The organism is Hyphomicrobium sp. MC1 (assembly GCF_000253295.1).
GTDB lineage: Bacteria > Pseudomonadota > Alphaproteobacteria > Rhizobiales > Hyphomicrobiaceae > Hyphomicrobium_B.
The window spans coordinates 4026225-4052054 of the sequence record NC_015717.1 but is presented as its reverse complement, the minus strand read 5'-3'; the positions used below and the strand labels follow the sequence as shown (position 1 = coordinate 4052054).

22 protein-coding genes are annotated in these 25830 nt (G+C 61.2%); 14 read left to right on the top strand and 8 right to left on the bottom strand.

The window, feature by feature from the left end; translation table 11 throughout:
- Positions 1 to 79: 79 nt before the first annotated feature.
- The 6 genes from HYPMC_RS19425 to bcsS all read right to left on the bottom strand — a co-directional run bounded on the left by HYPMC_RS19425 (position 80) and on the right by bcsS (position 7966).
- Positions 80 to 1171, bottom strand: coding sequence for a tellurite resistance TerB family protein (locus HYPMC_RS19425; RefSeq protein ID WP_050976825.1), 1092 nt, complete (start codon positions 1169 to 1171; stop codon positions 80 to 82).
- Between the two features lie 89 nt (positions 1172 to 1260).
- Positions 1261 to 4383 carry an efflux RND transporter permease subunit gene (locus HYPMC_RS19420; RefSeq protein ID WP_013949792.1) on the bottom strand — a complete coding sequence of 1041 codons (3123 nt, stop codon included), beginning with the start codon at positions 4381 to 4383 and terminating at the stop codon, positions 1261 to 1263.
- Complete coding sequence (locus HYPMC_RS19415) at positions 4383 to 5597, bottom strand: efflux RND transporter periplasmic adaptor subunit (protein WP_013949791.1); 1215 nt, start codon at positions 5595 to 5597, stop codon at positions 4383 to 4385. Before HYPMC_RS19415 ends, HYPMC_RS19420 begins: the two co-directional genes overlap by 1 nt.
- The gene (locus HYPMC_RS19410) at positions 5594 to 6244 is read right to left on the bottom strand and encodes a TetR/AcrR family transcriptional regulator (RefSeq protein ID WP_013949790.1); all 651 of its coding nucleotides are present in this window, start codon (positions 6242 to 6244) and stop codon (positions 5594 to 5596) included. Before HYPMC_RS19410 ends, HYPMC_RS19415 begins: the two co-directional genes overlap by 4 nt.
- 476 nt (positions 6245 to 6720) lie before the next feature.
- Positions 6721 to 7026: a hypothetical protein gene (locus HYPMC_RS24365; protein WP_024276508.1), complete on the bottom strand. Its 306-nt coding sequence runs from the start codon at positions 7024 to 7026 to the stop codon at positions 6721 to 6723.
- Between the two features lie 85 nt (positions 7027 to 7111).
- Positions 7112 to 7966: a cellulose biosynthesis protein BcsS gene (gene bcsS / locus HYPMC_RS19400; RefSeq protein WP_013949788.1), complete on the bottom strand. Its 855-nt coding sequence runs from the start codon at positions 7964 to 7966 to the stop codon at positions 7112 to 7114.
- Positions 7967 to 8338: 372 nt separating this feature from the next.
- On the opposite strand from bcsS, the gene HYPMC_RS19395 reads away from it, so the two are divergent.
- The gene (locus HYPMC_RS19395; protein ID WP_013949787.1) at positions 8339 to 8758 is read left to right on the top strand and encodes a hypothetical protein; all 420 of its coding nucleotides are present in this window, start codon (positions 8339 to 8341) and stop codon (positions 8756 to 8758) included.
- A gap of 42 nt (positions 8759 to 8800) precedes the next feature.
- Here HYPMC_RS19395 and HYPMC_RS19390 read toward each other — a convergent pair whose 3' ends face one another.
- Positions 8801 to 9445, bottom strand: coding sequence for an invasion associated locus B family protein (locus tag HYPMC_RS19390; RefSeq protein WP_244420930.1), 645 nt, complete (start codon positions 9443 to 9445; stop codon positions 8801 to 8803).
- Between the two features lie 353 nt (positions 9446 to 9798).
- On the opposite strand from HYPMC_RS19390, the gene coxB reads away from it, so the two are divergent.
- From coxB to HYPMC_RS19330, 12 genes are all read left to right on the top strand, one after another.
- Positions 9799 to 10782: a cytochrome c oxidase subunit II gene (coxB, locus tag HYPMC_RS19385; RefSeq protein WP_013949785.1), complete on the top strand. Its 984-nt coding sequence runs from the start codon at positions 9799 to 9801 to the stop codon at positions 10780 to 10782.
- 84 nt (positions 10783 to 10866) lie between these two features.
- A complete protein-coding gene (ctaD, locus tag HYPMC_RS19380) occupies positions 10867 to 12492 on the top strand; it encodes a cytochrome c oxidase subunit I (protein WP_013949784.1) in 1626 nt (541 codons plus the stop codon).
- A gap of 87 nt (positions 12493 to 12579) precedes the next feature.
- Complete coding sequence (locus HYPMC_RS19375; protein ID WP_013949783.1) at positions 12580 to 13503, top strand: heme o synthase; 924 nt, start codon at positions 12580 to 12582, stop codon at positions 13501 to 13503.
- A 6-nt stretch (positions 13504 to 13509) separates the two neighbouring features.
- The gene (locus HYPMC_RS19370) at positions 13510 to 13689 is read left to right on the top strand and encodes a protein CoxF (RefSeq protein ID WP_013949782.1); all 180 of its coding nucleotides are present in this window, start codon (positions 13510 to 13512) and stop codon (positions 13687 to 13689) included.
- Positions 13689 to 14306: a cytochrome c oxidase assembly protein gene (locus tag HYPMC_RS19365; RefSeq protein ID WP_013949781.1), complete on the top strand. Its 618-nt coding sequence runs from the start codon at positions 13689 to 13691 to the stop codon at positions 14304 to 14306. Before HYPMC_RS19370 ends, HYPMC_RS19365 begins: the two co-directional genes overlap by 1 nt.
- 122 nt (positions 14307 to 14428) lie before the next feature.
- Positions 14429 to 15367, top strand: coding sequence for a cytochrome c oxidase subunit 3 (locus HYPMC_RS19360; RefSeq protein ID WP_013949780.1), 939 nt, complete (start codon positions 14429 to 14431; stop codon positions 15365 to 15367).
- Between the two features lie 237 nt (positions 15368 to 15604).
- Positions 15605 to 15898 carry a DUF983 domain-containing protein gene (locus HYPMC_RS19355; protein WP_348623845.1) on the top strand — a complete coding sequence of 98 codons (294 nt, stop codon included), beginning with the start codon at positions 15605 to 15607 and terminating at the stop codon, positions 15896 to 15898.
- Positions 15899 to 15900: 2 nt separating this feature from the next.
- Entirely contained in the window at positions 15901 to 16695 is a 795-nt protein-coding gene (locus tag HYPMC_RS19350) for an SURF1 family protein (RefSeq protein ID WP_024276507.1), read from the top strand.
- A gap of 97 nt (positions 16696 to 16792) precedes the next feature.
- Positions 16793 to 18208, top strand: a complete 1416-nt coding sequence (gene thrC / locus HYPMC_RS19345) for a threonine synthase (RefSeq protein WP_013949777.1) — start codon at positions 16793 to 16795, stop codon at positions 18206 to 18208.
- Complete coding sequence (locus HYPMC_RS19340) at positions 18205 to 19506, top strand: pitrilysin family protein (protein WP_013949776.1); 1302 nt, start codon at positions 18205 to 18207, stop codon at positions 19504 to 19506. The genes thrC and HYPMC_RS19340 overlap by 4 nt, the downstream gene beginning before the upstream one ends.
- Before the next feature lie 6 nt (positions 19507 to 19512).
- The gene (locus HYPMC_RS19335; RefSeq protein ID WP_013949775.1) at positions 19513 to 20121 is read left to right on the top strand and encodes a GNAT family N-acetyltransferase; all 609 of its coding nucleotides are present in this window, start codon (positions 19513 to 19515) and stop codon (positions 20119 to 20121) included.
- Complete coding sequence (locus HYPMC_RS19330; RefSeq protein ID WP_013949774.1) at positions 20121 to 24104, top strand: bifunctional diguanylate cyclase/phosphodiesterase; 3984 nt, start codon at positions 20121 to 20123, stop codon at positions 24102 to 24104. The genes HYPMC_RS19335 and HYPMC_RS19330 overlap by 1 nt, the downstream gene beginning before the upstream one ends.
- Positions 24105 to 24160: 56 nt before the next feature.
- Here HYPMC_RS19330 and HYPMC_RS19325 read toward each other — a convergent pair whose 3' ends face one another.
- Positions 24161 to 24778, bottom strand: a complete 618-nt coding sequence (locus HYPMC_RS19325) for a YqgE/AlgH family protein (RefSeq protein ID WP_024276502.1) — start codon at positions 24776 to 24778, stop codon at positions 24161 to 24163.
- Between the two features lie 175 nt (positions 24779 to 24953).
- Here HYPMC_RS19325 and HYPMC_RS19320 point away from each other — a divergent pair, with 175 nt between their 5' ends.
- The gene (locus HYPMC_RS19320; RefSeq protein WP_013949772.1) at positions 24954 to 25781 is read left to right on the top strand and encodes a protein-disulfide reductase DsbD domain-containing protein; all 828 of its coding nucleotides are present in this window, start codon (positions 24954 to 24956) and stop codon (positions 25779 to 25781) included.
- Positions 25782 to 25830 lie beyond the last annotated feature (49 nt).

Here is a 25830-nt window from a genome sequence, read left to right as displayed (position 1 = left end):
TATCTTGGGATCAAACGAAAAGGGCGTCGGCATTCGTGCCGGCGCCCTTTCTTTTGAGCTGAAACGTGCCGAAGATCGCTCAGGCGGCGGCCGCTGCAGTCGCATCGATATGCGCCGCAAGTTTCGGATCGAGCCGCAGCGCGGCCGCAAGCGACGACAAGAATGCTTGTTCGGCAGGTGAGTTATCGGCCACCGCAATGCGCGCTGCGGTGTAAAGCTGAAGCGCTTCCTGCGGATTTTTGACCGCATCCGCAAGGTCCTGGACGGACGCCGGGTTATTAAGTTCCCTTGCGAAGAACGCCTCCGCCTCACCATCGAGGCCCGCCTGTTTCAAGCTGCCGATGATTTTGTCGTGCTCGTTTGCATCGATCCGTCCGTCGGCATGTGCCGCGGCGATCATCGCCTGGATGTAATGCACGGCGGCATCGTTGCTGACGGCGGCAGGCTCGAAGCCTGATCCAGCCGGAGGCGGCTCCGTCGATGTCGCGCCCGTTACGAGCGGCCGTCCGGCCTGATAGTTCTGCAAAGCTTTGTAGGCGAGGCCGCCGATCATCGCCAAAGCGCCAAGCCGCGCCGCGCTGCCCGCAAGCGATCGTCCCGTCTGCGTGCCGAGCAACAGTCCGCCCAAACCACCTGCAGCGGCGCCCGCCGTGTAGGGATTGTTCTGGATGAAGCCTTTCAGCTTGCTGATGATTTCAGCTGCCTGCGGATCAGACGCAAGGCGGCCGAGCGCATCATTTGCGCCTGTCGCCTCGCCAAGGCGCGACGAGCCTTCTTTCACGCCCTGCGTCGCCTGCGTGAAAACCTTGCCAAGAATATCGCCAATACTGCCGCCGTCGGTTACAGCGCCTCCGGCCTGCCCAAGCTTGTCCTTGAGCTGAGTAAGAATATCGCCGAGTTCGGGATTGGAGCCGGAAGGCGCGGCCGTAGCGCCCGTGCCAGACGATGTGGACTGTCCTTGCGACAGGCTTTTCCCGATCTGACTCAGGATATCTCCGAGGCCGCCGCTGCCGTTTCCGCCAGCGGGCGCTCCACCCGCACCGCCGCCAGCGTTTTTCAATATGTCGTTCAGTATGTCTCCGAGACCGCCACCCGATTGCGGCGATGAGCCGGCTCCGGAAGGCGATGCACCTCTAACAATATTTTCCAGAATGGATTTGGCGTCGAACATAGCGGGGGCCCTTCTGTTGCAGCCATGGCCTGCAACGTAGGTATGCAGAGCCTGCAGCACAATCGGACCTCTGCACAATCTTGGCGAATTTATTCTGCCGCGAGTGGCACCGGTTTGGCTGCAACATGGCCTGCCGTTTCGACTTCGTCGCCTGGCTCGTCGCGCGGTCCGATAAAGCGGCCGAAAATGCGCTGCATCAAATGCCCGACGTCGTCCATCACGGTAAAGAACGACGGCACGAACACCAGAGACAGCAGCGTCGAGACGAGGAGGCCGCCGATCACCGCAATCGCCATTGGCGCGCGGAATTCGCCGCCGTCACCAAGCGCATAAGCGCTGGGCAGCATTCCCGCCGCCATAGCGAGCGTCGTCATGATGATTGGGCGCGCGCGCTTGCGTCCCGCATCGAGCACAGCTTGATCGCGGTTGACGCCAGCCGCGATTTCTTCGATGGCGAAATCGACGAGCATAATCGCGTTCTTCGTCACGATTCCCATCAGCATCAAAAGCCCGATGTAGACCGGCATGCTGATCGGATTGTTTGTCAGCAACAGCGCAAGTGCGACGCCGCCGAACGATAGCGGCAGCGACAGAAGAATTGTGACCGGCTGAAATACGCTCCCGAACAGCAGCACCAGCAATCCGAAGACGATCAGAATGCCGGTGCCCATCGCTGTGATGAAACCATCGGCGACTTCGTCCTGTACCTCGGCGTCGCCTGACGGCTGCAGCGTGACGGATTTCGGCAAATTCTGATCTTCGATGACCTTCAGGAATTTGTCGCGCGCGGTGCTCATCGCCATGCCGCGATCGAGATCGACACCGACGACGGCACGCCGTAAACGGTCGTAGCGTTCAATCGATGCTGGTCCGCGACCAAGCGAAACGGAAGCTACCGCCGTCAACGGAATAGCTTTGCCTCCGGAATTCGTCAGCCGAAGCTGCTCGATCTGTTTGAGATCGGTGCGCGTCTTTTCTGCGAGCTGCACGCGGATTGGAATTTGCCGGTCGCCGATTGTGAACTTGGCGAGATTGAAACCGGTATCTCCAATCGTCGCGACGCGGATCGCTTCGGCAATCTGATCCGGCGCCACGCCGAGCCGCGCAGCAACGTCGAGCCTTGGCACGACACGGATCTCCGGCCGGTCGGTCGAACCTGATGCTGCAACGTTACGGAAGCCCGGAACGCCGCGTAACGCGCCTTCGACCTTGCCAATCGCGGCGTTCAGGTCATCGCCATCACGTGACAGCATCGAGAAGGACAATTCGCGCTCGCCGCGCTCGTTGACATACCATGCGCGCGTATCGGGAATGTCCGAGATCTTTGCCGCAATAATCGATTTAAGCTGCTTCTGCGTAAGCTTGCGGTCTTCCTTCGGGACGAGCTTCACATAGAGCGCGGCACGCCGGACTTCGAGCTGGCCGGTGGGGCTCGTACCGCCAAGCACGAAAACCTGCGCCACCTCCGGAATACTTTCCAGCGATTTGACGACCTCATCCGTCTTGGTCAGTGTTTCATCGAGCTGCGTGCCCGGTGGTAATTCAACAGCGACGACGACGCGTGACGTATCTTCGTCAGGCAGGAAGCCGGTCGGCAGCAGCGTCGTTGCGTAGATCGACGCCGAGAACAGCGCCACGCCGGTCACGAGTGTCAGATAGCGGTGGCGCAGAGTCATCGACAGGAAGCGCGTGTAAAAGCGCATGAGCGATCCGTCGGCGTGATGTTCTTCCGGAACGGGACGCAAGAAGTAAGCGGCCATCATCGGTGTTATGAGACGCGCGACGAGCAGCGAAACGAGCACGGCGACTGCAACCGTCAAACCGAATTGCCGGAAATACTGTCCGGCTATGCCGCCCATGAACGATACCGGCGCAAAAATCGCGACGATCGTCAGCGTGATCGCGATCACCGCGAGACCGATCTCGTCGGCAGCTTCGAGCGCGGCGCGATAGGGCGATTTTCCCATATGCATGTGGCGCACGATGTTCTCGATCTCGACGATGGCGTCGTCGACGAGAATGCCGGTCGCGAGTGTGATGCCAAGCAGGCTGACGAGGTTCAGCGAAAAGCCAAGCGCACTCATCGCCCAGAACGTCGGGATCGCCGCAAGCGGGAGTGCGATCGCCGAGATCAATGTCGCGCGCCAATTGCGCAGGAACACCATGACGACGAGCACCGCGAGCACGGCACCCTCCATCAGCGTTTCCATAGCCGCAACATAGTTGCCGCGCGTATATGCGACCGCGTCGTCGATCTTCGTCAGGTGAACATCGGGATATTCGGCTTCGAGTTCCTTCAGGCTTTCGTTGACTGCATCGGAAACGGAAAGCTCGCTCGAACCTTTCGTCCGGAATACGGAGAACGACACGACTGGCTTGCTGTCGAGCCGTGCGAATGACCGCTGCTCGCTCGCGTCGTCGATGACTTGGCCGAGATCCTTGAGCCGCACTTCGCGCCCGCCCGCTAAAATGATCTTGGCATTCGCGAGCGTCTCGACCTGTCGCGCGCCCGCAAGCGTGCGGATCGCCTGTTCCTGGCTGCCGACTTCGCCGCGTCCTGAGCCGAGATCGACGTTCGTCGCGCGGACCTGAGCGTTCACCTGGGCGGCCGTAATGCCGTAGGACAGCAACTTGTCGGGATCGAGGTTGATGCGGATCTCCCGATCAACGCCGCCATAGCGCTCGACCCGCCCGACGCCCTTCGTCGCCTGCAGCTTGCGCTTGATGACGTCGTCAACGAACCACGAGAGCTGTTCGAGCGTCATGCCCGGCGACGTCGCCGCGAACGACAAGATTGCCTGACCCTCGACGTCGATGCGTTCCACGATCGGCTCGTCGATGGTGCGCGGTAGGTCCGCGCGCACTTTCGCAACCGCGTCTCTGACGTCGTTCAACGAGCGGTCGGTATCGGTGCCGAGCCGGAATTCAAGCACGGTCGACGACAGACCATCCGTTAGCGTCGACGTAATGTGCTTCACGCCGATGAGATTGGCGACCGAATCTTCGATGATCTTCGTCACCTGCGTTTCGAGTTCCGCAGGCGCGGCCCCAGATTGCGTGACTTTGATCGACACGATCGGAATGTCGATGTTCGGAAACCGCGTGACGGGCAGAGATTTGAAACTGAGTGTGCCGAGCAGCATCAGCACCGCGAACAGAACGATCGCGGGAACCGGACGGCGGATCGACCATGCCGAGATGTTGATCCGCATCACTTCGCCTCGCTCAGTCGCGCTTCGGGAAGGATCGGGCGCACGACATCGCCGTCGCGCAGGAAAGTTCCGGCGCGTGTCACGACGAGATCGCCCTCGGTGACGCCATCCTTGATCTCGATGAGATCGTTGGCGACGAGGCCGATCGTGACCATGTGCTTTTTGACTTTGTCGTCTTTCACGACCTGCACCGATGCAAGATCGTGATCGAACGTCACGGCCGACGCCGGAACGGCAAGCCCTCGGCTTGACGCTGTTTCGATCCGTCCGCGCGCGTACGTGCCGATCCTCAACACAGGATTGACGCCAAGGAAAATCTTTACGCGTCCGAGCCGCGTCGTCTTATCGACCTCCGGCGAAACGAGACGCACCTGACCTTCGAAGTCACCGATTTGCGGCACCGTGACGATGGCCTTCTGTCCGACCTTGACGTTCTTCAATTCGGTCTCGACGATTTCGCCGTCGAGCTCGATTTGGCCGTTCTCGATGATGCGAAACATGGGTTCGCCGTTGGCCGACGCCATCGCGCCGATGCGTGCCGTTCGCCTGCTGATGATCCCATCTTCCGGCGAAGTGACGTCGGTATTGCTCCGCCGCCAGAGAAGCTCGCGCCGCTGCGCCTCGACCTGCTCTTTCTCGGCCTCGGCGGCTTTCAGGCCGTCGCGCGCCGCAATGAGCTGCGCCGCAGTCGTCCGCGCGGCGCTCTCGCGTTGATCGTAGGTTGAGCCCGATAGATATCCTGATTGCTTCAGCGGCACGGCGCGTTCGAGCTGGGCCTGCGCCTCTTTCGACTGCGCGTCGGCTTGTACGATTTGGCTTTGCGCCTGTGCGATGGCAGCCGTGGCGCGCGCCAAGTTCGCATCATTCTGCGCCAGCTGCGCATCGAGCTGCTCAGCCACGAGGCGGGCAAGCACCTGTCCCTTTTTCACCTTGTCGCCTTCATCGGCGAGAAGTTCGAGAACGCGAAGGCCCTCGACCTCGGGTGAGACCAAAATTTCTTCGCGCGGCACGAGCGACCCGGATACGGCGGCGGTCTCGACGAAATTCTCCGTCGTCACCTTCGAAACGGTGATGGCAGGTGCGGCGACGGTTTTGGCGACCTCAAGCCGGGCGGCCTGGATTTCCGCCGTGTGCTTCTTTTCGAGGTAGATGTAGCCCGTGCCGGCCAGTGCTCCAGCGGCAACGAGACTGAAAAGGAATTTCTTGAGGTTCATTGTCTGGCCTCACGGGCAGAAAACTTTGTCGAAGGCCGCGCGTCGTCGGACGTGTTTTTCGGATTGAGCAGATCGCCGATGATATCCATGATGACCGGCAGCACGGTGCGCATGTCGGCCGTTGGGTCGATCGCGCGGCGCCAAAACATGCCGTCGCCCAAGACGTTGAACACTTTCACTAGCGTCTGAATGTCTGTTCTGGGTGCGATGCGGCCTTCGTCGATCAGACGGCGAAACAGAGCTTCGAAATTGTCCTTGCAGAATTTGTCGACGCTCATGAAAATTTCGGCGATGCGTGGATTGCGTGTCGCCTCAACGCCCATCTCGGCGACGAAACGCTGCTTCTCCACCGCTTCTTCGAAAAAATAGTGCTCGCCGATCTCGCGCAGCGCCCCGAGGAAATCCGGTGCCGTCGCCAGCGCCGCAAAGCGTTCGGCAAATTCCGCCCGGTCGCGTTCGCACAGGCCCGCGATCAGCGCTTCCTTGCTGTCGAAATAGACATACAGCGCGCCGGGCGAGACATGCGCTTCCCGGCAGATCGTCTGCATCGTCGTCGCGTGGAAGCCGCCGCGCGCGAAGCATCGAAGCGCGGCATCGAGAATGTGCTCGCGCCGCGCACGTTGGGTATCTGGCTTGAGCTTCGGCATAACGGACGGATCGTCCCCTCGGTAAAAATAAAAAACGAATGCGTATTCTGTTTGACGTCAGATTGCGGTAGCCGCAAGGCGAATGATTGTTCGCTTTGTAAATTTTTGTTGCAAAGGCATGCATCCAAAAGCGCCGGTCCGGGGCTTTGCGACATGCACAAGTTGTCGGATTAAATGAGATATTTAAAAAGAGGAGCAGTAGGTCCCGCAACCCACCGCTCCTCTCTCACCTGCCCGCGCCGTACGGCCGGGCGGATTTCTGGTACTTCGAACGAATCGGTCCCGGCTTGTCTCAATGCCGGGTTGGGTGCCGCAAAAAGCCTTTCGGCTGCCTGCGTGCAGCGGCGGGCGGCTATTGCATTTCATATGGGGCGCTGTTCCAGCGATCGCCAAGGTCACCTTGGCGACGAACTGCATCATTCCGACGCGCGCCGTAGCCGCAGGCCAGGATCGAAGCGGATCGCAGCGACCGCGCCTTAGCGCCGGCAGGGTGTTCCGGTGAAGATGCACACCGTTCCTTTGGGACCGGTCATGCATCTTTCTTCGGTATCCTGTGCCCGCCCCCAGTTTGCGTAATCGGGACCAAGTGTCGTCATGGCCCGGACCTTTGCGCGCCAGTTGGCGCGCGTCTTGGCCTTTGCCGACCATTCGAAGCGCGATTCCTCGCCTCGCGCCACGACCGGAGCCGAGGCGCACGTGTCGGCATGTGCACCGTTCGGGAATTCAGGAACCAGGATCGTCGCAAGAATGATGACCGAGACGGTCCCGAGAATGTTTTTCATTGTCTCATGCGTGTGGCGGCATCTGCCTTTGGAACAGAATACAACGACGCTTTCCCTCATCTTGGCAAGTCTCGCACCAACTTCGTCAGTAGTGGAAAAGCACGTGGAGAGTGCCGTAAGCAGAAGGATTGTCCGGCGTCCAGCCGTCGATCCACCACGCCCCGCCGCTCGCCAGGGACACCTCGCCGCCCGTCCATTCGTAACGCGCGAAAAGACCCGCGCGGCCGTTCCACGCCCCATCGCCCGTTTCGATATTTTTATCGTAGCGAAGCTCCGGCCCGATTGAGAGCGCAGGTGTCACACGCCAGCCTGCACGCCACCGTGACGCCGTCTCGTTGCGCGCTGTCGAATAGCTGACGTCGAGCGACGTCCACGACGTGTCGGTAAGGTTGAGCCAGAACTCCAGCGCACCTTTGACGCCGAACTCGGTGCCGTCATTGTCCTGCGCCGGCTCGAAAGCGTTGAGATGATTTTCCGATGACATCGAGAAGCCGCCAAAGGCCTTCGCCGTCAAACGGCCGAGCTGGAGATAATACCCCAGCAGCACCTCGGCGTAGGAATGCGAGACCTCGTAGTGTTGCCGGGTTCGGTCCTTCTCCGAGCAGATATCGTTCAGCCATGCCACGCCGCAGTTCGTATGCGGACCCATGGAATCGTAGCTGTAGCGCCCGTAGCCGCCTCCGACGCGCAAGCGCCAGCCGTCGCTGTAGATGTTTGGGCTGAAGGGCGTGATCGTCATGCCCGAATAGAACAGCCACTGGTCGCGGGCGGCATCGACGCCGCCATACATTTCGCGCCAGCCGTAAGCAGGGGCGTCGGGCTGGGCTTGAAGCTCTTCTGCCGAAGCCGTCATGGGCGCAGAAATCATGATGAGCGTCGCGATTGCCGCAGCAATCACGCCGGTTACGCCGATGCCCCCCTGACGCCACGCCCCACGCATTCGAACGCCAACTTGAATAAATTTGTATTAGGCAACTTGATCATAAGGCCGTCCGGCGGGAGCTTTCGTCAAGAAGAACAAAGAAGAATTTGCTTAACGATTTGGGTTGCGAAATGTCTAGCAATGCAACTGGAGAACGCGCGGAAGTTTGTCCGCGCCGCTCCGCTCAATTCCACTGTTTGACCTGCCGCAAAGCCCGCAGGCAGGGGAGACGTTAGAAAGCTGTTACAACGTGCACGTATCTGTGAAATGCAGTCGGCGTCCCACCATGGTACTGACTAAAAAATGGGCGCAAGTCGTCATTGCGAGCGCCAAAAAAGATTGTGAGTTCCGAACGGAGCCGAACAATTGAGTGTCTGGGAGGACGCGTCAATGACAGGTGATACGCAAGTATCCGTAAAAACGACTTCGCTATACTATCCATTTTTCCAGAATATGTTCGAGCTTGTGGACGTGACGTCTTTCGCGTGGCAGCCGATACTTAAGGCTATCGGCCGGACCCATCTGGAATTCGCAAGCTCGCAGTCCCGGCAATCCCGTGCGGTCGTGCATTGGGCGCATCAGATGACACGCCCAGCGACACCCGCTGACTTTTTTCACGCCAACATGCAGCTCTGGGCAGCGGTGATGCTGGAGTGTTTCGAGACTGCGCCGCGCGTGGCGGCTGTCGTCGAAACGGCCGCAGAATCGGTCGCGCCGAAAGTGCTTGAGCTGCCGCATAAACCAATGCGCGATACGCTGATCCTGTTGGACCGCGACCCCGCTGGCGAGAGCGTCCGTAAAGTCGCCTAAGAGCAGTGCGCGGCTCCCGGAGGCCGCCCTAGGCATCGGCTTTTACTTCAGTTCCTTCAGCGCGTCCCCAAAGCCCTTGAGGGAAATCGGGATGCCGATGCCCGCTTCCTCGGTCTGGAAGATGATGAAGATCGCCGTCTTGCCGGTCTTGAGCTGCTCGATCAGTGGATCCTCGACCACAACTTGCGCATAGCACGCGAAACTGTGACAGCGCAGGAACGGCGCATGGCCGACATCCTTATTGTCGATCTTGAGGCCAAGCCCCGGCGGGAGCAGCACGCCGAGCGGCGCAAACACGCGAAGCACCCGCGTGCCGTTCGAGAACTTCTGAAAATAGACCGTGAGCCCGATATTGTTCTTGTCCTCGGCGGTCACGCTCTGGACCAGGGCGCAGACGGGGTTCTTGGCGCCCGGCGGTGGGTCTTTGCATACAACTTGCCAGTCGCCGTACTGGGCCTTGACGGTTCCCTCCGGTGCATCGACTGCGAACGCGGCCTTCGACGTCGCCAGCATGGTCGCGGCTTGTGCGAATGCGAACAGCATGGCCGCGCCGCACAGATGCGCTACGAAAGTCCAGTTTTTGGCGGCAAACATTTTGCCCAGGCGCCCGCAAAATGGGCCTCGGTCGATAGAACCCTCGGTTTCTGGCAACAAGCGGTTGTCCTCGATTTCGCGGGCGACGCCCAATGCGTGTAAAGCGACGGCAGGAGACGCGCTTCGTCGACCAGGAATTCGGCCGAATTCTGTCGCGGCGGGATAGCGACGTCTGATCGCCCAAGGTCACTGATTCGCTGATCCCTCGCATACTTTCGCGAATAAATGACGCAGAAAAGTTCACTTGAGACACGCGAATGGATTGTGCTCTTTATCAACCCGCTTTAACAAATCGATGAGGCATACGGTCCGAGTTTGTTCGGAGCGTTCCTGGTTGCGAAGCCGGGCAATAATCAAACGGGGATTGGCCGCTGGCCTGCCGCGTCAAGTCAATGGGAGGCTGTCGCGTTCTGAGGGATCCGGCGCGACAAACTGGGAGCGAAGGAATGTCGAAGAGGATGTTTGGCGCGGTTGCCGTCATGGTGGCCGCGTGTTTGGCGGTTGCTCTCGGTGCTGTGACGCCGGCGTTGGCCGGTCTGGGTCAGCCGACGGATGGCGAGCTTGGACTGCAGCTTTCTGCATCCCCCATCATGGACGAGATTTCGAGCCTCTTCAGCGTCATTAACATCATCATCACGGTCATCGTGCTCTTCGTACTCGTGCTGATGGTCTACGTGATGTTTCGCTTCAACGAGAAGAGCAACCCGAATCCCTCCCGCACGACACACCACACGCTTCTGGAAGTCGCTTGGACTATCGTCCCGATTCTGATCCTGGTCTTCATTTCGATTCCGTCGTTCCACCTCCTCTTCAACCAGTACACGTTCCCCAAGGCCGACGTGACCATCAAGGCCACCGGCAACGCCTGGTTCTGGGAACATGAGTATATGGACGACAAGGTGACCGTGACGTCCAACATGGTCAGCGACGAGGAAGTGTTGCGCAATAAGATCGGCGACGACGCCTTCGATAAGAAGTACGGCTCGCTCGATGGTGCCGCCCTGCACGAGGCGCTCTACAAAGATTCGCTGCCGCTCTGGGGCGAGGAAAAGAAGATCCGCCGTCTTTCGGTCGACCAAGAAATCGCCGTTCCGGTCAATAAGAACGTCGTCGTTCTCGTCACCTCCAATGATGTCATTCATTCTTGGACGATCCCGTCCTTCGGCGTGAAGCAGCAGGCCGTTCCGGGCCGTACGGCAGCTGTCTGGTTCAAGGCAACGAAGATTGGCACATACTTCGGTCAGTGCTCGGTGCTGTGTGGTAAGCTGCACTCGGCCATGCCGATCGAAGTTCGTGTCGTCGAACAGCCGGTCTATGACGCCTGGATGGCGGCCCTGAAAGCCAAGGACAGCAAGAAGGCTCAGCAGATCCTGGACGCGGATACCGCAAGCCAGCCTGTCATCCAACAATCCGTGGCTCAGGCGCAGTAACGGCAAAGCGGCAGCTGCCCGGCGCAGCAAACGTTCAACCCAATAAAAAGATCAGACAAACTACCGGGACAAGGGCTCAACGAAATGGGAAGCACGGCACACGTAGCGGGCAGTGATCACGATCACGCCCCGCCATTCTTCAGGCGCTGGTTCTTATCGACCAACCATAAGGACATCGGCACTCTCTATCTGTTGTTCGCAATCTTCGCGGGCTGCATCGGTGCGTTCCTTTCGGTAATGATGCGACTGGAGCTTCAAGAGCCGGGCCTTCAGTATTTCTCGAATGAAGGCGTCTACAACGTCTTCGTTACGGCCCACGGCCTCATCATGGTGTTCTTCATGGTCATGCCCGCCATGATTGGCGGCTTCGGCAACTGGTTCGTGCCGCTGATGATCGGCGCGCCGGACATGGCGTTCCCGCGCATGAACAACATCTCGTTCTGGCTGCTCCCGATTGCGTTCACGCTGCTGCTGATCTCGCTGTTCGTTCCGGGTACGGGCGATGCCAACGGCGTCGGCACGGGCTGGATCGTCGTCGCGCCGCTGTCGAGCAAGATCGGCCATCCGGGACCGGCGGTCGACTTCGCCATTCTCTCGCTTCACCTTGCTGGCGCGTCCTCTATTCTCGGTGCCATCAACTTCATCACGACCATTTTCAACATGCGCGCTCCGGGCATGACGCTGCACAAGATGCCGCTCTTTGCCTGGTCGGTGCTGGTCACCGCCTTCCTGCTGCTGCTCTCGCTGCCGGTTCTTGCTGGTGCGATCACCATGCTGCTGACGGACCGTAACTTCGGTACGACCTTCTATGATCCGGCCGGCGGCGGCGACCCGCTGCTCTACGCGCACTTGTTCTGGTTCTTCGGTCACCCCGAGGTCTACATTCTCATCCTGCCGGGCTTCGGCATGATCAGCCACATCGTGTCGACCTTCTCGCGTAAGCCGATCTTTGGCTATCTCGGCATGGCCTACGCGATGGTCGCCATCGGCCTCGTCGGCTTCGTCGTGTGGGCGCACCACATGTATACGGCGGGCCTGAGCGTCGATACGCAGGCCTACTTCATGTTCGCGACGATGGTCATCGCCGTCCCGACGGGCATCAAGATCTTCTCCTGGATCGCGACGATGTGGGGTGGCTCGATCCAGTTCCGCACGCCGATGATCTGGGCGCTCGGCTTCATCTTCCTCTTCACGATCGGTGGCGTGACGGGTGTGATGTGCTCCAACGCCGGTATCGACCGTTCGCTGCACAACACCTATTACGTCGTCGCGCACTTCCATTACGTGCTGTCGCTCGGCGCCGTGTTCTCGATCTTCGCGGGCTGGTACTACTGGTTCCCGAAGATGTCGGGCTACATGTACAGCGAATTCCTTGGAAAGCTGCACTTCTGGCTGACGTTCATCGGTGCGAACGTCCTGTTCTTCCCGCAGCACTTCCTCGGCCTCGCCGGCATGCCGCGCCACTACGCCGACTATCCGGAAGCCTTCACCTATTGGAACCGAGTCTCGTCGATCGGGTCGTACATTACGACGGCTGGCCTGCTCGTCTTCCTGTTCGGCATGTTCTATGCCTACTTCATCAAGAAGGAAAAGGCGGCCGCCAATCCGTGGGGCGTCGGCGCAACGACGCTCGAATGGACCCTGTCGTCTCCGCCGGCATTTCATTCGTATGAGACGCTGCCGCGCATCGCTGCGACAGACCATCATTAAGGAAACACGACGCGCTGCGGGCTGGCCTAGCCGGTCCGCAGCCACCTACAATAAAAACAAATAACTTCCAGGACGGCGCTTCGGCTTATGAGCATTCAAAGTGAAATCAGCGACGGCGAACTGATACTTGAGCCAAGTGTCGGCGATTTCATTCAGCTGATGAAGCCGCGCGTGATGACGCTGGTCGTCTTCACTGCGCTCGCCGCGATGCTGGCCGCTCCCGGCCCGATCAACCCGATTCTCGGCGTCATCGCGATTATCACCATCGCTATCGGCGCCGGCGCATCGGGCGCTCTCAACATGTGGTACGACGCCGACATCGACGCCCGAATGGCGCGTACCGCGGCCCGGCCTCTGCCGCGCGGCCGCGTCACCGCCGACGAAGCCCTGAGCTTCGGTGGCGTGCTCGCCGTCTGCTCCGTTCTGACGCTCGGTGTTCTCGTCAACTGGACGGCCGGAGCGCTGCTCGCAATCACCATCGCCTTCTATCTCTTCGTCTACACGATGTGGCTGAAGCGCCGGACGCCCTACAACATCGTCATCGGCGGCGCCGCCGGAGCCTTCCCGCCCATGATCGGCTGGGCGGCCGTGACGGGCGGCATCAGCATCGACAGCCTCTTGCTGTTCCTCATCATCTTCATGTGGACGCCGCCCCACTTCTGGGCGCTCTCGCTCTATCGCTGCCGTGATTATGAGCGCGTCGGCGTGCCGATGCTGCCGGTCGTGGCCGGCCTGAAGGAAACGCGCCGCCAGATCCTCTTCTATTCCGTGCTGCTCGTGCCGCTGGCCGTCGTGCCGTATTTCGTCGGCCTCGGCGGCATCGCGTACCTCGTCAGCGCTTCCGTGCTCGGCGCGGTCTTCCTGGCGCTTGCCGTGCGCGTCTATTCCACGACCGAAGGGCGCGAGGCCGACACCGCCGCGCGGCAACTCTTCTGGTTCTCGATCCTTTATCTCTACGTGCTGTTTGCCGTGCTTCTTGGTGAAGCCGTCTTCAGCCGCATTTTTGCGTGAGGCGGCGTGACGGAAGAACCTAAAGCTCCTGAACCGAAAGCCCCTGAGCGTCTCGACCCGCGCAGCGAGAAGATCCGTCGCCGCCGGTCGATCGCCATCGGGCTTGCGCTCGGCTTTATGGTCCTGGCGTTTTACATCGCCACGTTCGTTCGCCTCGGCGGCAACGTGATCAACGGCATCGGCTGATGGAAAAGGATCGCGCTGTGGAGATCGACAAGGACAAGCCGGCGAAATCCTCTCGCAACAACCGACGGGCCGTCATGATTTGCCTTGGCGCCCTCGGCGTCATGGGTTCGATCACCGCCATGTCGCCGACGCTTTACACGATGTTCTGCAAGGCGACCGGCTATAACGGCACGACGCAGCGCGTGAAGGCGAATACGAACAAGGTGCTCGATCGCACCATAACCGTGCGCTTCGACTCCAGCACCGCCCCCGGCCTGCCGTGGAAGTTCGAGCCGGAGATTAGCAAGATGGACGTCAAGATCGGCGAAACCGGTCTCGCGTTCTTCCGCGCCACCAACAATTCGGACAAGCCGGTCACTGGTCAGGCCATCTACAACGTGACGCCGGAAATCTTCGGCTTGTACTTCAATAAGATCCAATGCTTCTGCTTCACCCAGCAAACGCTCCAGCCGCATCAGACGGTCGAGATGCCGGTCACGTTCTTCATCGATCCGAAGATCGTCGAGGATCGGGATGCGGCGGTGCAGTCGGAAGTCACGCTTTCCTACGTCTTCTATCCTGTCGATCATCCGGCTGCGACCGCCGATGCTTCGCCGGCTCAGAAGAACGGGGGCTGAGGTCAGCAAGAAGAAGGTTGAGAAAACGAACTGAAAGCTCGGCAGACCAGAGACCAACCCTGCGGTGCCGCGCATAGGTTCAAGCAAGAACAGGCATAAGCCTGAAGGGGACGGAGACGGAAATGGCGGATACGCACGCGAAGCACCATGACTACCATCTTGTAAATCCGAGCCCCTGGCCGCTCGCCTCGTCGGTGTCGGCGCTTATCATGGCGGTCGGCGCCATCGTCTGGATGCGCACGCACGTCGACGGTCTTGGCGTCCTCGGCATGAAGGGGCCCTGGCTCTTTGCCATCGGCATGACCGCGGTGGTCGCCTCGGCCTGGGCTTGGTGGATCGACGTCATCCGCGAAGCCAACCAGGGCTATCAGACGCCCGTGGTCCAGCTTCACCTCCGTTACGGCATGATCCTGTTCATCGCCTCGGAAGTGATGTTCTTCGTCGCTTGGTTCTGGGCTTACTTCGATTTCGCTTTCTTCCCGGCCGGCGTACACGACCTGATGAACAATGCCGCCTCCGTCGTCGGCACCACAACGCGCGACCAAGTCTTCGGCGGCAAGTGGCCGCCGGTGCCCGTCGCCGCAACGGATGCCCCGATCCCCGGCTTCTTCAAGCACACCTTCAACCCGTGGGGTCTGCCGCTCGTCAACACGCTCATCCTGCTGACGTCGGGCTGCACGGTGACGTGGGCGCACCACGCGCTTCTGAAGAACGACCGTCGTGGTCTCGTGATCGGTCTCGTGCTGACCGTCATCCTCGGCATGACGTTCACGGCCTGCCAGGCGCTGGAATACAGCCATGCCGGCTTCAGCTTCCCGGGCCATTCCTATGGCGCGACGTTCTTCATGGCGACCGGCTTCCATGGCGCGCACGTGATCATCGGCACGATCTTCCTGCTCGTGTGCCTCATCCGTGCGCTGCGGGGCGCTTTCACGCCGCAACAGCACTTCGGCTTCGAGGCTGCAGCCTGGTACTGGCACTTCGTTGACGTCGTCTGGCTGTTCCTGTTTGCCTGCATCTACGTTTGGGGCGCCGGTCCGATCGTTCCGGGCGCCGAATAAGCGGCCGGTGGCGTCGAGAAATGAGATCCAAGGCAGAAGGCGGCTAATGTGCCGCCTTTTGTCGTTTGAAGCGCGGCGCTCTTCGCAGTTGAATGTCCGCGCCAGATAGGCAGGAGTCGCGACAAACGCGACGATGCAGAAATCGAGATGGTCGTGCACAGCCACACTCAATCCGTTTCGCCATTGGTCACGGCCGTCACCTGCCGTTGTCCCCGCTGTGGCAAAGGCAAGCTTTTCGTGAATGTCCTGAACATGCGCGACAAGTGCGATGTCTGCGGCCTCGACTACAAGTTCGTCGATACGGGTGACGGGCCTGCCGTTTTCGCGATCTTCATCCTCGGCTTTCTCTGCATCGGTGGCGCCCTCATCGCCGAGTTCAAGTTTGGCGTGCCCTGGTGGGTCCACGTTCTCCTATGGGGAATTCTGACGCCGCTACTTGCGGTTTTGCTGCTTCGTTTTCTCAAGGCGCTGTTGATCGCCTTGCAGTTCAAGAACAAGGCCGAAGAAGGCCGTCTCTCTAAGGAAGGATGAGCATGTTTGCGCGCTGGCGCGCCGCCGGCCTCATCGTCCCGGGACTTTTGACGCTTGCCCTGCTGCCGGTCCTCATCGGGCTGGGCAACTGGCAGTGGCACCGAAAGTCCTGGAAAGAGGCGCTGATCTCGCGCATCGAGACGCGACGGACGGCGGAGCCCATCTCCTATCCGGCCGTCCTCGCCGAATATGTGAAAACGGGCGACGTCGAATACATGCACATGCGCGTCACCGGCCGCTTCGATTACAGCCGCGAGCGCCACCTCTATCACCCGACCGATCAGTCGCAGGGCTGGGACGTCTACACGCTGCTTATTCCTGACGGCGGACTGCCGCCGCTCTTCGTGAACCGTGGCTGGGTGCCCGAGACGCTGAAGGATCCCTCGAAGCGCGCCGAAGGCCAAGTGGCCGGACCCGTGACCGTCACCGGCCTCGTGCGCCTAGCGCAACCGAAACCCTGGTTCGCGCCCGACAACGACTATGCTGGCAACCGCTGGTATTGGCCGGACCTGGAGGGCATGCAGTGGGGTCCGGAAGGCCCCCCGACCCCGCTCCAGTTCAACACCGAGAAGCGTCAGGCCTACGCCCCGTTTTCCCTGGATGCCGACGCAGCGCCCCCCAATCCGGGCGGATGGCCGCGCGGCGGCACGACCGAGATCAATCTGCCCAACAATCATCTCCAGTACGTCGTAACGTGGTACGGGCTGGCGCTGACGCTCATCGCCGTGTTTGCGGTCTTTGCTCGACAGCGACTTGCGGCTGTGGAAGATGATGGCCTGCAATCTAAGAAAGAGTAAGTCGCGGTGCAGCCGGACAGCGGGCGAATAAGTTGTTCGTCCGAGGCTGTCGAATTAGGCTTGCCGGCCGGGCGACATTCGTCCGATCCACCGCAGAATGAGAGATAATTTGAACTACATTTCAACGCGCGGCGAAGTCGAAAAACTGGGATTTGAGGACGTTGTCCTCGCGGGACTTGCTCGCGACGGCGGCCTTTACGTGCCGGAAGTCTGGCCGGTCCTTTCTTCCGAAACGATCACGTTCTTCGCCGGAAAATCCTTCGCCGAAATCGCGGTCGAGGTCATTCATCCGTTCACCGGCGATGAGATCTCCCGCGACGATCTCTTTCGCATGGCGAGCGAGGCTTACGCCACATTCGCGAGCGATGAAGTCACGCCGCTGCATGCCGTGAAGCCCGGCTTGACGATCCTCGAACTGTTCCACGGCCCGACGCTCGCCTTCAAGGACGTCGCGATGCAGTTGCTCTCGCGCCTGATGGATCACGTGCTGGCGAAGCGCAGCCGCCGCGCGACGATCGTCGGCGCGACGTCCGGCGATACCGGCGGCGCCGCGATTGAAGCCTTCAGAAGCTCGAAGCGCGTTGACGTCGTCATCCTGTTTCCCGAAGGCCGTGTCTCCGACGTCCAGCGCCGGATGATGACGACGCCTTCAGAGAAAAACGTCCACGCGCTCGCCATCCGCGGCACGTTCGACGACTGCCAGGCGCTCGTCAAAGCGATGTTCAACGATCACGCCTTCCGCGATCGCGTCGAGCTGTCGGGCGTCAATTCGATAAATTGGGCACGCATCGTCGCACAGGTGACGTATTACTTTTATGCCGCTTCGCGCCTTGGCGGCGGTTCGAACGGCGCGCTGTCGTTCGCGGTGCCGACCGGAAACTTCGGCGATATCTTTGCCGGCTACGTCGCCAAGCGCATGGGCTTGCCGATCGCAAAGCTCATCATTGCCTCCAACGAAAACGATATTCTGCCGCGCGCCGTCTCGACCGGCGTCTACGCCATGCGCGACGTCATCGCGACGTCCTCGCCGTCGATGGACATTCAGATTTCCTCGAATTTCGAACGCTATCTGTTCGAAGCCTCAGGTCGCGACGCCGACTTGGTCCGCAGCCTGATGACCTCTTTGGCCGCCAAAGGCTCTTTCGAGCTGGGGCGCGTCGCCCCAATTTTGCAGGCTGATTTCGCCGCCGTCTCCGCGACTGAGCAGGACGTGGCCGATTGCATCCGCGAGACGGAAACGCGCTACGGCTATCTGCTCGATCCCCATACCGCCTGCGCCTTCGTTGCCGCCGAACGCACGAGCGCGGGCGACACCGTCGTTCTCTCGACGGCGCACCCCGCCAAATTTCCCGACGCCATCGAACGGATCACCGGCAAGCGGCCGCCGCTGCCGCCCGGCTTTGAGCATTTGATGACCGACGACGAACATTTCGAAGTCTTGCCGAACAGCCTCGCGGCGGTCGAAGAGTTCGTTCTGAACCACAGCCGCGCTGCGCCGGGGGTATCGCGATGACGATTGCAATCTCGACGCTGCCGAACGGACTGCGCGTCGTTACGCAACATATGCCCGGCCTTGAGACAGTGTCGCTCGGCGTCTGGGTCGCCGTCGGCGCGCGGCATGAGCGTGAAGATCAGCATGGCCTCGCTCACTTCCTGGAGCATATGGCCTTCAAGGGCACGAAGACGCGCTCTGCCCGTCAGATCGCGGACGAAATCGAAGGCATTGGCGGCGACCTCAATGCCTCGACCGGCCTTGATACGACCGCCTATTTCGCCCGCGTCCTGAAGGGCGACGATAAGATCGCGCTCGATGTCATCGCCGACATTCTGCTCAATTCGAAATTTGCCGACGAGGACATCGACCGCGAGCGCGTCGTCATCCAGCAGGAGATCGCCGCCTCCGATGACAACCCCGACGACATGGCCTTCGACCTGATGCAGGGCGTTGCCTTTCCGGGCCAATCGATCGGCCGCCCGATCCTCGGCACCAAGGCAAGTGTCGGCAGCTTTCAGGCCACCGATTTCAAATCCTACCTCGATGAGCACTATCTGCCTGAGGCGATTGTCGTTTCGGCCGCGGGGGCTGTACACCACGAAACCATCGTTCGCCACGTTGAGGCCCTATTCGGGGGGCTCACTTCCCGGCAACAGGGAACTGAATCGCTTGCGCTCTACAGGGGCGGCTTCGCTGCGTCGAGCAAGCCGTTCGAGCAAAGCCACGTTTTGATCGGATTGCCGTCCCCATCGTATCTGGAGCCGGGGTTCTACACCGCGCAGGTGTTTTCGGGGTTGTTCGGCGGCGGAATGTCGTCGCGTTTGTTTCAGGAAATCAGGGAGGATCGAGGCTTGTGCTACTCGATCGACTCCTCGGTTTGGGGACTTAGGGACACTGGAATGCTGTCTGTGCATGCCGCGACTTCCCCGGAGATGGTTGGCGAACTCGCCGACGTCGTCGCAGCGCAGCTTGCGGAAATTGCCGACACCGGCCCGACGGAAGCCGAATTGCAGCGTTCGAAGGCGCAGCTCAAGGCGGGTCTGCTGATGGCGCTTGAAAGTTCGGCGGTCAACGCCGAGCAGATGGCGCGTCAGCTTCTGACCCAAGGGCGCCTCATCCCGGTTACCGAGCTGATCGAGCACGTCGACGCTGTTGACCACGCTCGGATCAAGGCTTTTGCCCAAACGTTGACCGAGGAAGCGCCGTCTGTCGCCGTCATCGGGTCTGGCCGGAAATCGTCGGGACAAGCTTCGCGCATTGCGGCGCAGTTCACATCGCGCCATGTTCCGGCTGCGGTTGGCAAGGTCGCGAGGTGACAGGGCGTGGCATTCCTTCGTTCGATACGTCCCGATGAAGATTTCGAGGTCGTCCACGGCCGCGCCCTGACGTTGCGTCAGCCGGCGCCTGCCGACTATACGGCCTGGGCCGAACTCCGGTCCGCCAGCCGGGCGCACCTGACGCCGTGGGAGCCGACGTGGTCGCCGGACGATCTGTCCCGCGCCATGTATCGGCGCCGCCTTCGCGCTTACGCCAAGGACATCCACAACGACGTCTCCTATCCCTACTTCATCTTCGAGAACACGACGGGCACGCTGCTCGGCGGCGTCACGCTTTCCAACGTCCGCCGCGGGTCGGCGCAGACGGCATCGCTCGGCTATTGGATGGGCGCGCCGTTCGCCGGTCGCGGCCACATGCGGGAAGCCGTCGCTATGCTGCTGCCGATGGCCTTCAACGCCTTGCGGCTCCACCGCATCGAGGCGGCGACGATGTTGAAAAACTTTGCTTCGATGCGCGTCCTTGAATCCGTCGGTTTTCAGCGCGAAGGGTTGGCGCGCGGATACCTGAAGATTAATGGCCGATGGGAAGACCATCTGCTTTACGCGCGTCTGGCTGAGGGGCCATCGTCAGGCACTTCGGAACTGGGGGGGTAATGGCAGTCTGGGGGGTTGACGGAGGGAAACGGGCACGGTCCTGGCTGGCGTTGCTGGGCCTCGTTGTCACGTGCCTCGTTACGCTCGTCGGACGAGCCGAAGCGCTGACCCCCATTCCCGTCGAAGGCGACCAGGACCGGATCGAGATCACGACCCTCGGAGAAGCCTACGAAGGCCGCGGCGACAGCCTGCAGGTCGAGACGGCCGCCGGTCCCGACGGCGTTTCCGGCCGCATGACCGTTCGCGCCTCCGTTCCGGGCACCAGTCCGAACTGGGTCGTCTTCGCGTTGACGAACAAGACCGACAAATCCCTTGAACGCCTGTTGACAGCCGACCGCTACAACGTTGTGGGCTCCGGCGCCGTCTGGCCCGACCTCGACGCCCGCCGCATCGAGAGCGTTACGCCGTCGGTCGGTTTCGTGCCCGAACGCATCAAGAGTGATAAGGCGGACGTTTTCCGCATCACGCTCGAACCGGGGCAGACGATCACCTACGTCGCTGAGCTTGCGGGTGATCGCTACGCCCGCATGTATCTCTGGCAGCCGATCGACTACGAAATCAAAACCCGCGACCGCCAGCTATTTAATGGTGCGATGCTCGGCCTGACGGGCCTGCTCGCGATCTTCCTGACGTCGATCTTCGCCGCCAACCATAAGCTGATCTTTCCCGCCGCGGCCTTGGTCGCGTGGACGGTCCTCAACTATCTGTGTGTCGATTTCGGCTTCTTCCATAAGCTCTTCAATTTGAGACCGGAAGACAACGCCGTCTATCGAGCCGCTGGCGAAGCGGCGATGGCGGCGAGCTTCGTGATGTTCTTCTCGACGTTCCTGCGCTTGGGGCTCTGGCACGGCATCGTGCGCATGATGATCGGCGTCTGGATCGTCGCGCAGCTGACGTTGATCGCCGTCGCCGTCATCGATCCGCGGCTGGCGGCGACGTTTGCCCGATTATCGTTCCTGGCCATCGGTAGTATTGGCGCGCTCTTTACGCTCTTCCTGGCTTTCAAGGGACAGGATCGCGCCCTGTCGCTCGTGCCGACCTGGGTTCTGTTCCTGGTCTGGATTTTCGCGACTGGCATGACGCTTACCGGCCGCATGTCGGGCGACGTGGTCGTCTCCAGTCTCGTCGCCGGCCTCGTACTGGTCGTCATTCTGATGGGCTTTACGGTCACGCAATTTGCGTTCCGCTCGTCGGATGCCATTTACACCGGCGCTCCCACCGAGCTGCAGGGTCGGTCGCTGGCGCTGGCTGCATCCGGATCGACCATCTGGGAATGGAATATCCGCCGCGACGAGATCAAGGTCGGGCCGGAGGTTGAGATCGCCTTGTCTCTCATGCCGGGCGAATTGACGTCGAAAGTCGACGATTTCCTCAAACACGTCCATCCGACCGATAAAGAGCGTTTCCGCGTCACGTTGATGTCGGCACAGGAACGCTCCGGCATTCGCATCAAGAGCGATTTCCGTCTTCGCCACGCCGACAACAGTTGGCGCTGGTTCGAGCTTGAAGCCGCCAGCGTTCCCAATGCCGACGGCCGTACCCTGCGCTGCGTCGGCCTGATCCGCGATGTCTCCGACAGCAAGCGCGCGCACGAACGCTTATTGCACGACGCGGTGCATTGCAGCCTGACAGGCCTGCCCAACCGCGAACTGTTCATCGACCGGCTGAAGTCAGTCATCGTCCGCGCCAAGACTGACAACACCGTCAAACCGTCGGTGATCTTCATCGACCTCGACAAGTTCAAGAGCGTGAACGCTTCGTTCGGCCTCGTTCGCGGCGACAGCCTGCTGCTGACGGTCGCGCGCCGCCTGCAACGCCATCTTGGGCCGCAGGATACGGTTGCTCGCGTTGGCGGCGATCAGTTCGCATTGCTCTTCATCGGTGAGCGGGAAGCGCGCAATCTGCCAGCGCTCGCTGAACGCATTCGCCGCTCCTTGCGCGCCCCGATACCACTTGCGAACCAGGAAGTGATCTTGACGGGATCGATGGGTGTCGCGCTGTGGGATGGAACGCAAGGCGCCGACGGCGATCTCCTGAAGGATGCCGAACTGGCAATGTATCGCGCCAAGCGCGGCGGCCCGGACCGTATCGAGGTCTTCGAGCCGTCGATGCGCCGCGACCGCGATTCTGACGCTCAGATCGAATCCGATCTGGCGCGGGCCATCGAGAAGAACCATCTCAAGGTTCTCTATCAGCCCATCGTTTATCTGCCGACCAAAGAGCTGGCCGGCTTCGAAGCCCAGTTGCGCTGGGAGCATCCCAACCTCGGTCTCGTCAACCCGATGGCGCAGTTGGCTGATGCTGGCGACAGCGAGATCCTGATCAAGCTTTGCTCGCACCTGCTCCTGCGCGCCTCGCGCGACGTTGCACGCTGGGTGCTTGAGCTGCCACGCTCGGAGCGGCCGATCTTCGTTTCGGTGAATGTCTCCGGCCGTCAGTTCTTCCGTCCGGAGTCGGTTCAGGAAGTCCGCCATGTGCTCGGCCGTAATATTGCACCCGCCGGCACCATGCGGCTCGAAATCTCCGAGAGCCTGCTCATGGACAACCCAGAGCAGGCGGTCGAAGTTTTGAAGATGCTCAGCGGCTCGGGCGTCGAGCTGACGCTCGATGACTTTGGCAACGGCTTCTCATCGCTCGCCTATCTGCATCGTTTCCCCTTCGATACGATCAAGATCAACAGCACGCTAGTCCGCGGCAGCGGCACTGGAGACGGTGCCGCGATCATGAGGTCGATGGTGGCGCTCGCGCACGAGCTGTCGATGACCATCGCGGCAGAAGGCATCGAACGGGCCGACGAGGCCGCATTCCTGCGCTCGATCGGTTGCGAATACGCACAGGGCTATCACTTCGGCGAGCCGATCCCGGAGCGCGCCGTCTCGCAGCTCTTGAAAATGGTCCGGCGTTCGGAGCGCAAGCTGCAGCCGCGCGGGTTCTTCCGGCCAAAGGCGAAAACGCCCGGCAAAGAGGTGACGAAGAAGTCTGGAAAGCTCATTACGGCATCGGCCAAAGCGCCGCCGCAAGATCCCAAGACAGCCAATCCCGCCGCAGTCCCGGCAACGGCCGGTTCGCCTGCGACGAAACCGGCGGCTTTGCCGTCCGGATCGGTCGTCCGGCAGCGTCAGAAACCGGCCGCTCCCGCTGCCGCCAAGCCGAATGGCGTCAACGGCATCGCCCCGGCGACCGTCGCTGCTCTCAACGGTGCTTTGAACGGTTCGGCAAAGCCCGCCGATACGCCTTCGCGCAATCCCGACCCGGCTACGGCTCCGCCGACGCTCTCGGCGTTGGCTCCGGTTCCTCCCAACCCCTTGAGCAATCGCAACGGCAACCACGGCGCCGGTCCGATCACGCAGTCGCCCCAGACGCGAACGGCAGCGCCGAGACTGGCCGACGCCGGTCCGTCGGGTCCTGGCGGGCCGCTGGCGCCGTCGCCACAAACCATGCCGCCGCCTTCGTTGTCGCCCCAGCCGTCGAACCGGCAAGCCCCCCATATGCCTGCGCCGCCGCCGCACGCCAATGGCGTACCGACGACGGTCTCGCCGCCATCTCGGCAGGCGCCGGATCGCGCGCAACAGGACGAGCGCAGCAAGAATATCGTTTCACCGCTCGCCGAGGCGCTTGCGCGCGCCAGCGCGTCTCCGGCGCCGCCGCCTCCCGGCGCGCCTTCCGCCCCATCTCAAGCGGCATCACCACCGCCGCGGACCGGAACGCCTATCCCTGCGTCGCTGCGCAGCGATACGCCGACCATCATCCCGCCCACCGCGCCACCACCGCTTCCGGGCAATGGCAACGGCTCGGGATTTCCCTCTCAGCCGTCGACGCAGCCTGATTTCTCGACGCTGCCGCCGTCGATTGCTCAGAGCCTCGCCCGTCTCGCCGGCGCCCCACTGCCGGGCAACGGCAGCACCAGCGGCGGTCCGGCCTCGAGTGACAGCGCGTCTAGAGAGCCGAAGAAACCGTCAAAGGTCGGCTCCGCCGGCGTTTAGGCACCCAGTAGCCTCATGAGAGAAGAGAGACCGCGGCCGACGCCGCTGCAGCGCGCTTAGGCGTGTCCGGCGTCGCTGACGAGATGTGAAAGATCAATCCCGATCTTGGCCAACGCCCGCGAGTATTTGCTCTCCAGGTCATCATCGAAAATGATGTCGGGATCGGCCGGGCAGTGCAGCCAGCCGTTCGCCTGCAGCTCCGTTTCGAGCTGCCCTGGCGACCAGCCCGCATAGCCGAGTGCCAGCAACGCCCGCTCCGGCCCGCGTCCCTGTGCGATGGCCTTCAGAATGTCGATGGTTGCCGTCAGGCAGACCCCCTGTTCGATCGCAAGCGTTGAATCTTCGGAGAAATAGTCGGAGCTGTGCAGCACGAACCCGCGCCCCGTCTCGACCGGTCCGCCGACCTGAATCGGCAGCGACAGCACCTCGCTCGTAATTTCGTCGTCAGGATCACGCGGCGAAATACCGAGCCGTTCGAGAAGATCGGGCGCTGTAATATGGTTGGCGCGTTGATTGATGATCAGTCCCATCGCGCCTTCGGCAGAATGCGCGCACATGTAAATGACCGAGCGCTGGAAGCGCTTGTCCGTCATCGACGGCATAGCGATGAGGAGCTGGCCTTCGAGCTTGATCTCTGAGCCGTCGTCTGGGCTCAACTGTCGGCTGACCTTCATATTGTCCAGACTAACCTCATACAACGGCGGCGTGAAGATCTTTAAAGTCCGGCAAAGCAGCGCCGGGACCTGTAACGAGAGGCGATCCCGCCGCATATAAGGGCTCGTGAGGTCGAACGAGAGCCCGGTCCCCGGCCGACATGACAATGAATTAAGCATTGGAAGGCAAGCGAGCGTGATCAGACTGGCTTTGGCATTCTTTCTACTGAGCGGCACGGCGGCATGGAGCGATGCCGGACCCGTTGCCTCCGACTGGTTTCGCGGCATGGACAATCAGGCGCGCCTGATTGCCGGACACGCCTCCCGCGATGGCAAGACGGCGCTCTATGCCGGCGTCGACGTTTCAATGCCCGGGGGCTGGAAAACCTATTGGCGCACACCGGGCGACGCGGGCGGCGTCCCACCCGATTTCGATTGGACAGGTTCCGATAATCTCGCCTCGGCGACAGTCCTTTATCCGGCACCGCACCGCATTCACGACAAGGCAGGCGACGTCGTCGGCTACAAGAACGCCGTGTTGTTCCCGGTTCTGGTGACGCCGAAAGACCCAAGCAAGCCCGTCACGCTCGAAGGCAAGGTTCAGTACGGCATCTGCAAGGACATTTGCATTCCCGCCGAAGCCGAGCTGCAACTCACAATTCCGCCGGACGTCGGGACCTCCGCAGAGCTGACAGCAAGTCTTGCGCGTGTGCCCGACAAAGCGGCGCGATCGGGCATCGACCCGACCCTGGCGTCCTGGCATCTGAATGACAGTGCGGGCAAGCCGAAGCTTATTCTCGATATCGCCAGCTCCGATCCCAAGACTGCCGATGCCTTCGTCGAAGGGCCAGGCGGAATTTACGTTCCGTTGCCGAAACGCTCAGCCGATCAATCCGGCAAGGCGGTATTCGAGGTCGATCTGACCGACGGCGTCAACATCAAGGACCTCAAAGGCAAGCCTCTGACGGTCACGATGATCGACGCCAAAGGCCAGTCCGAGACAACGATTGTCCTTGAGAAGTAAGGCTTCCGGTCTACATAGAGGACCGGCCGACGAGGCCTGAAACGCAGAG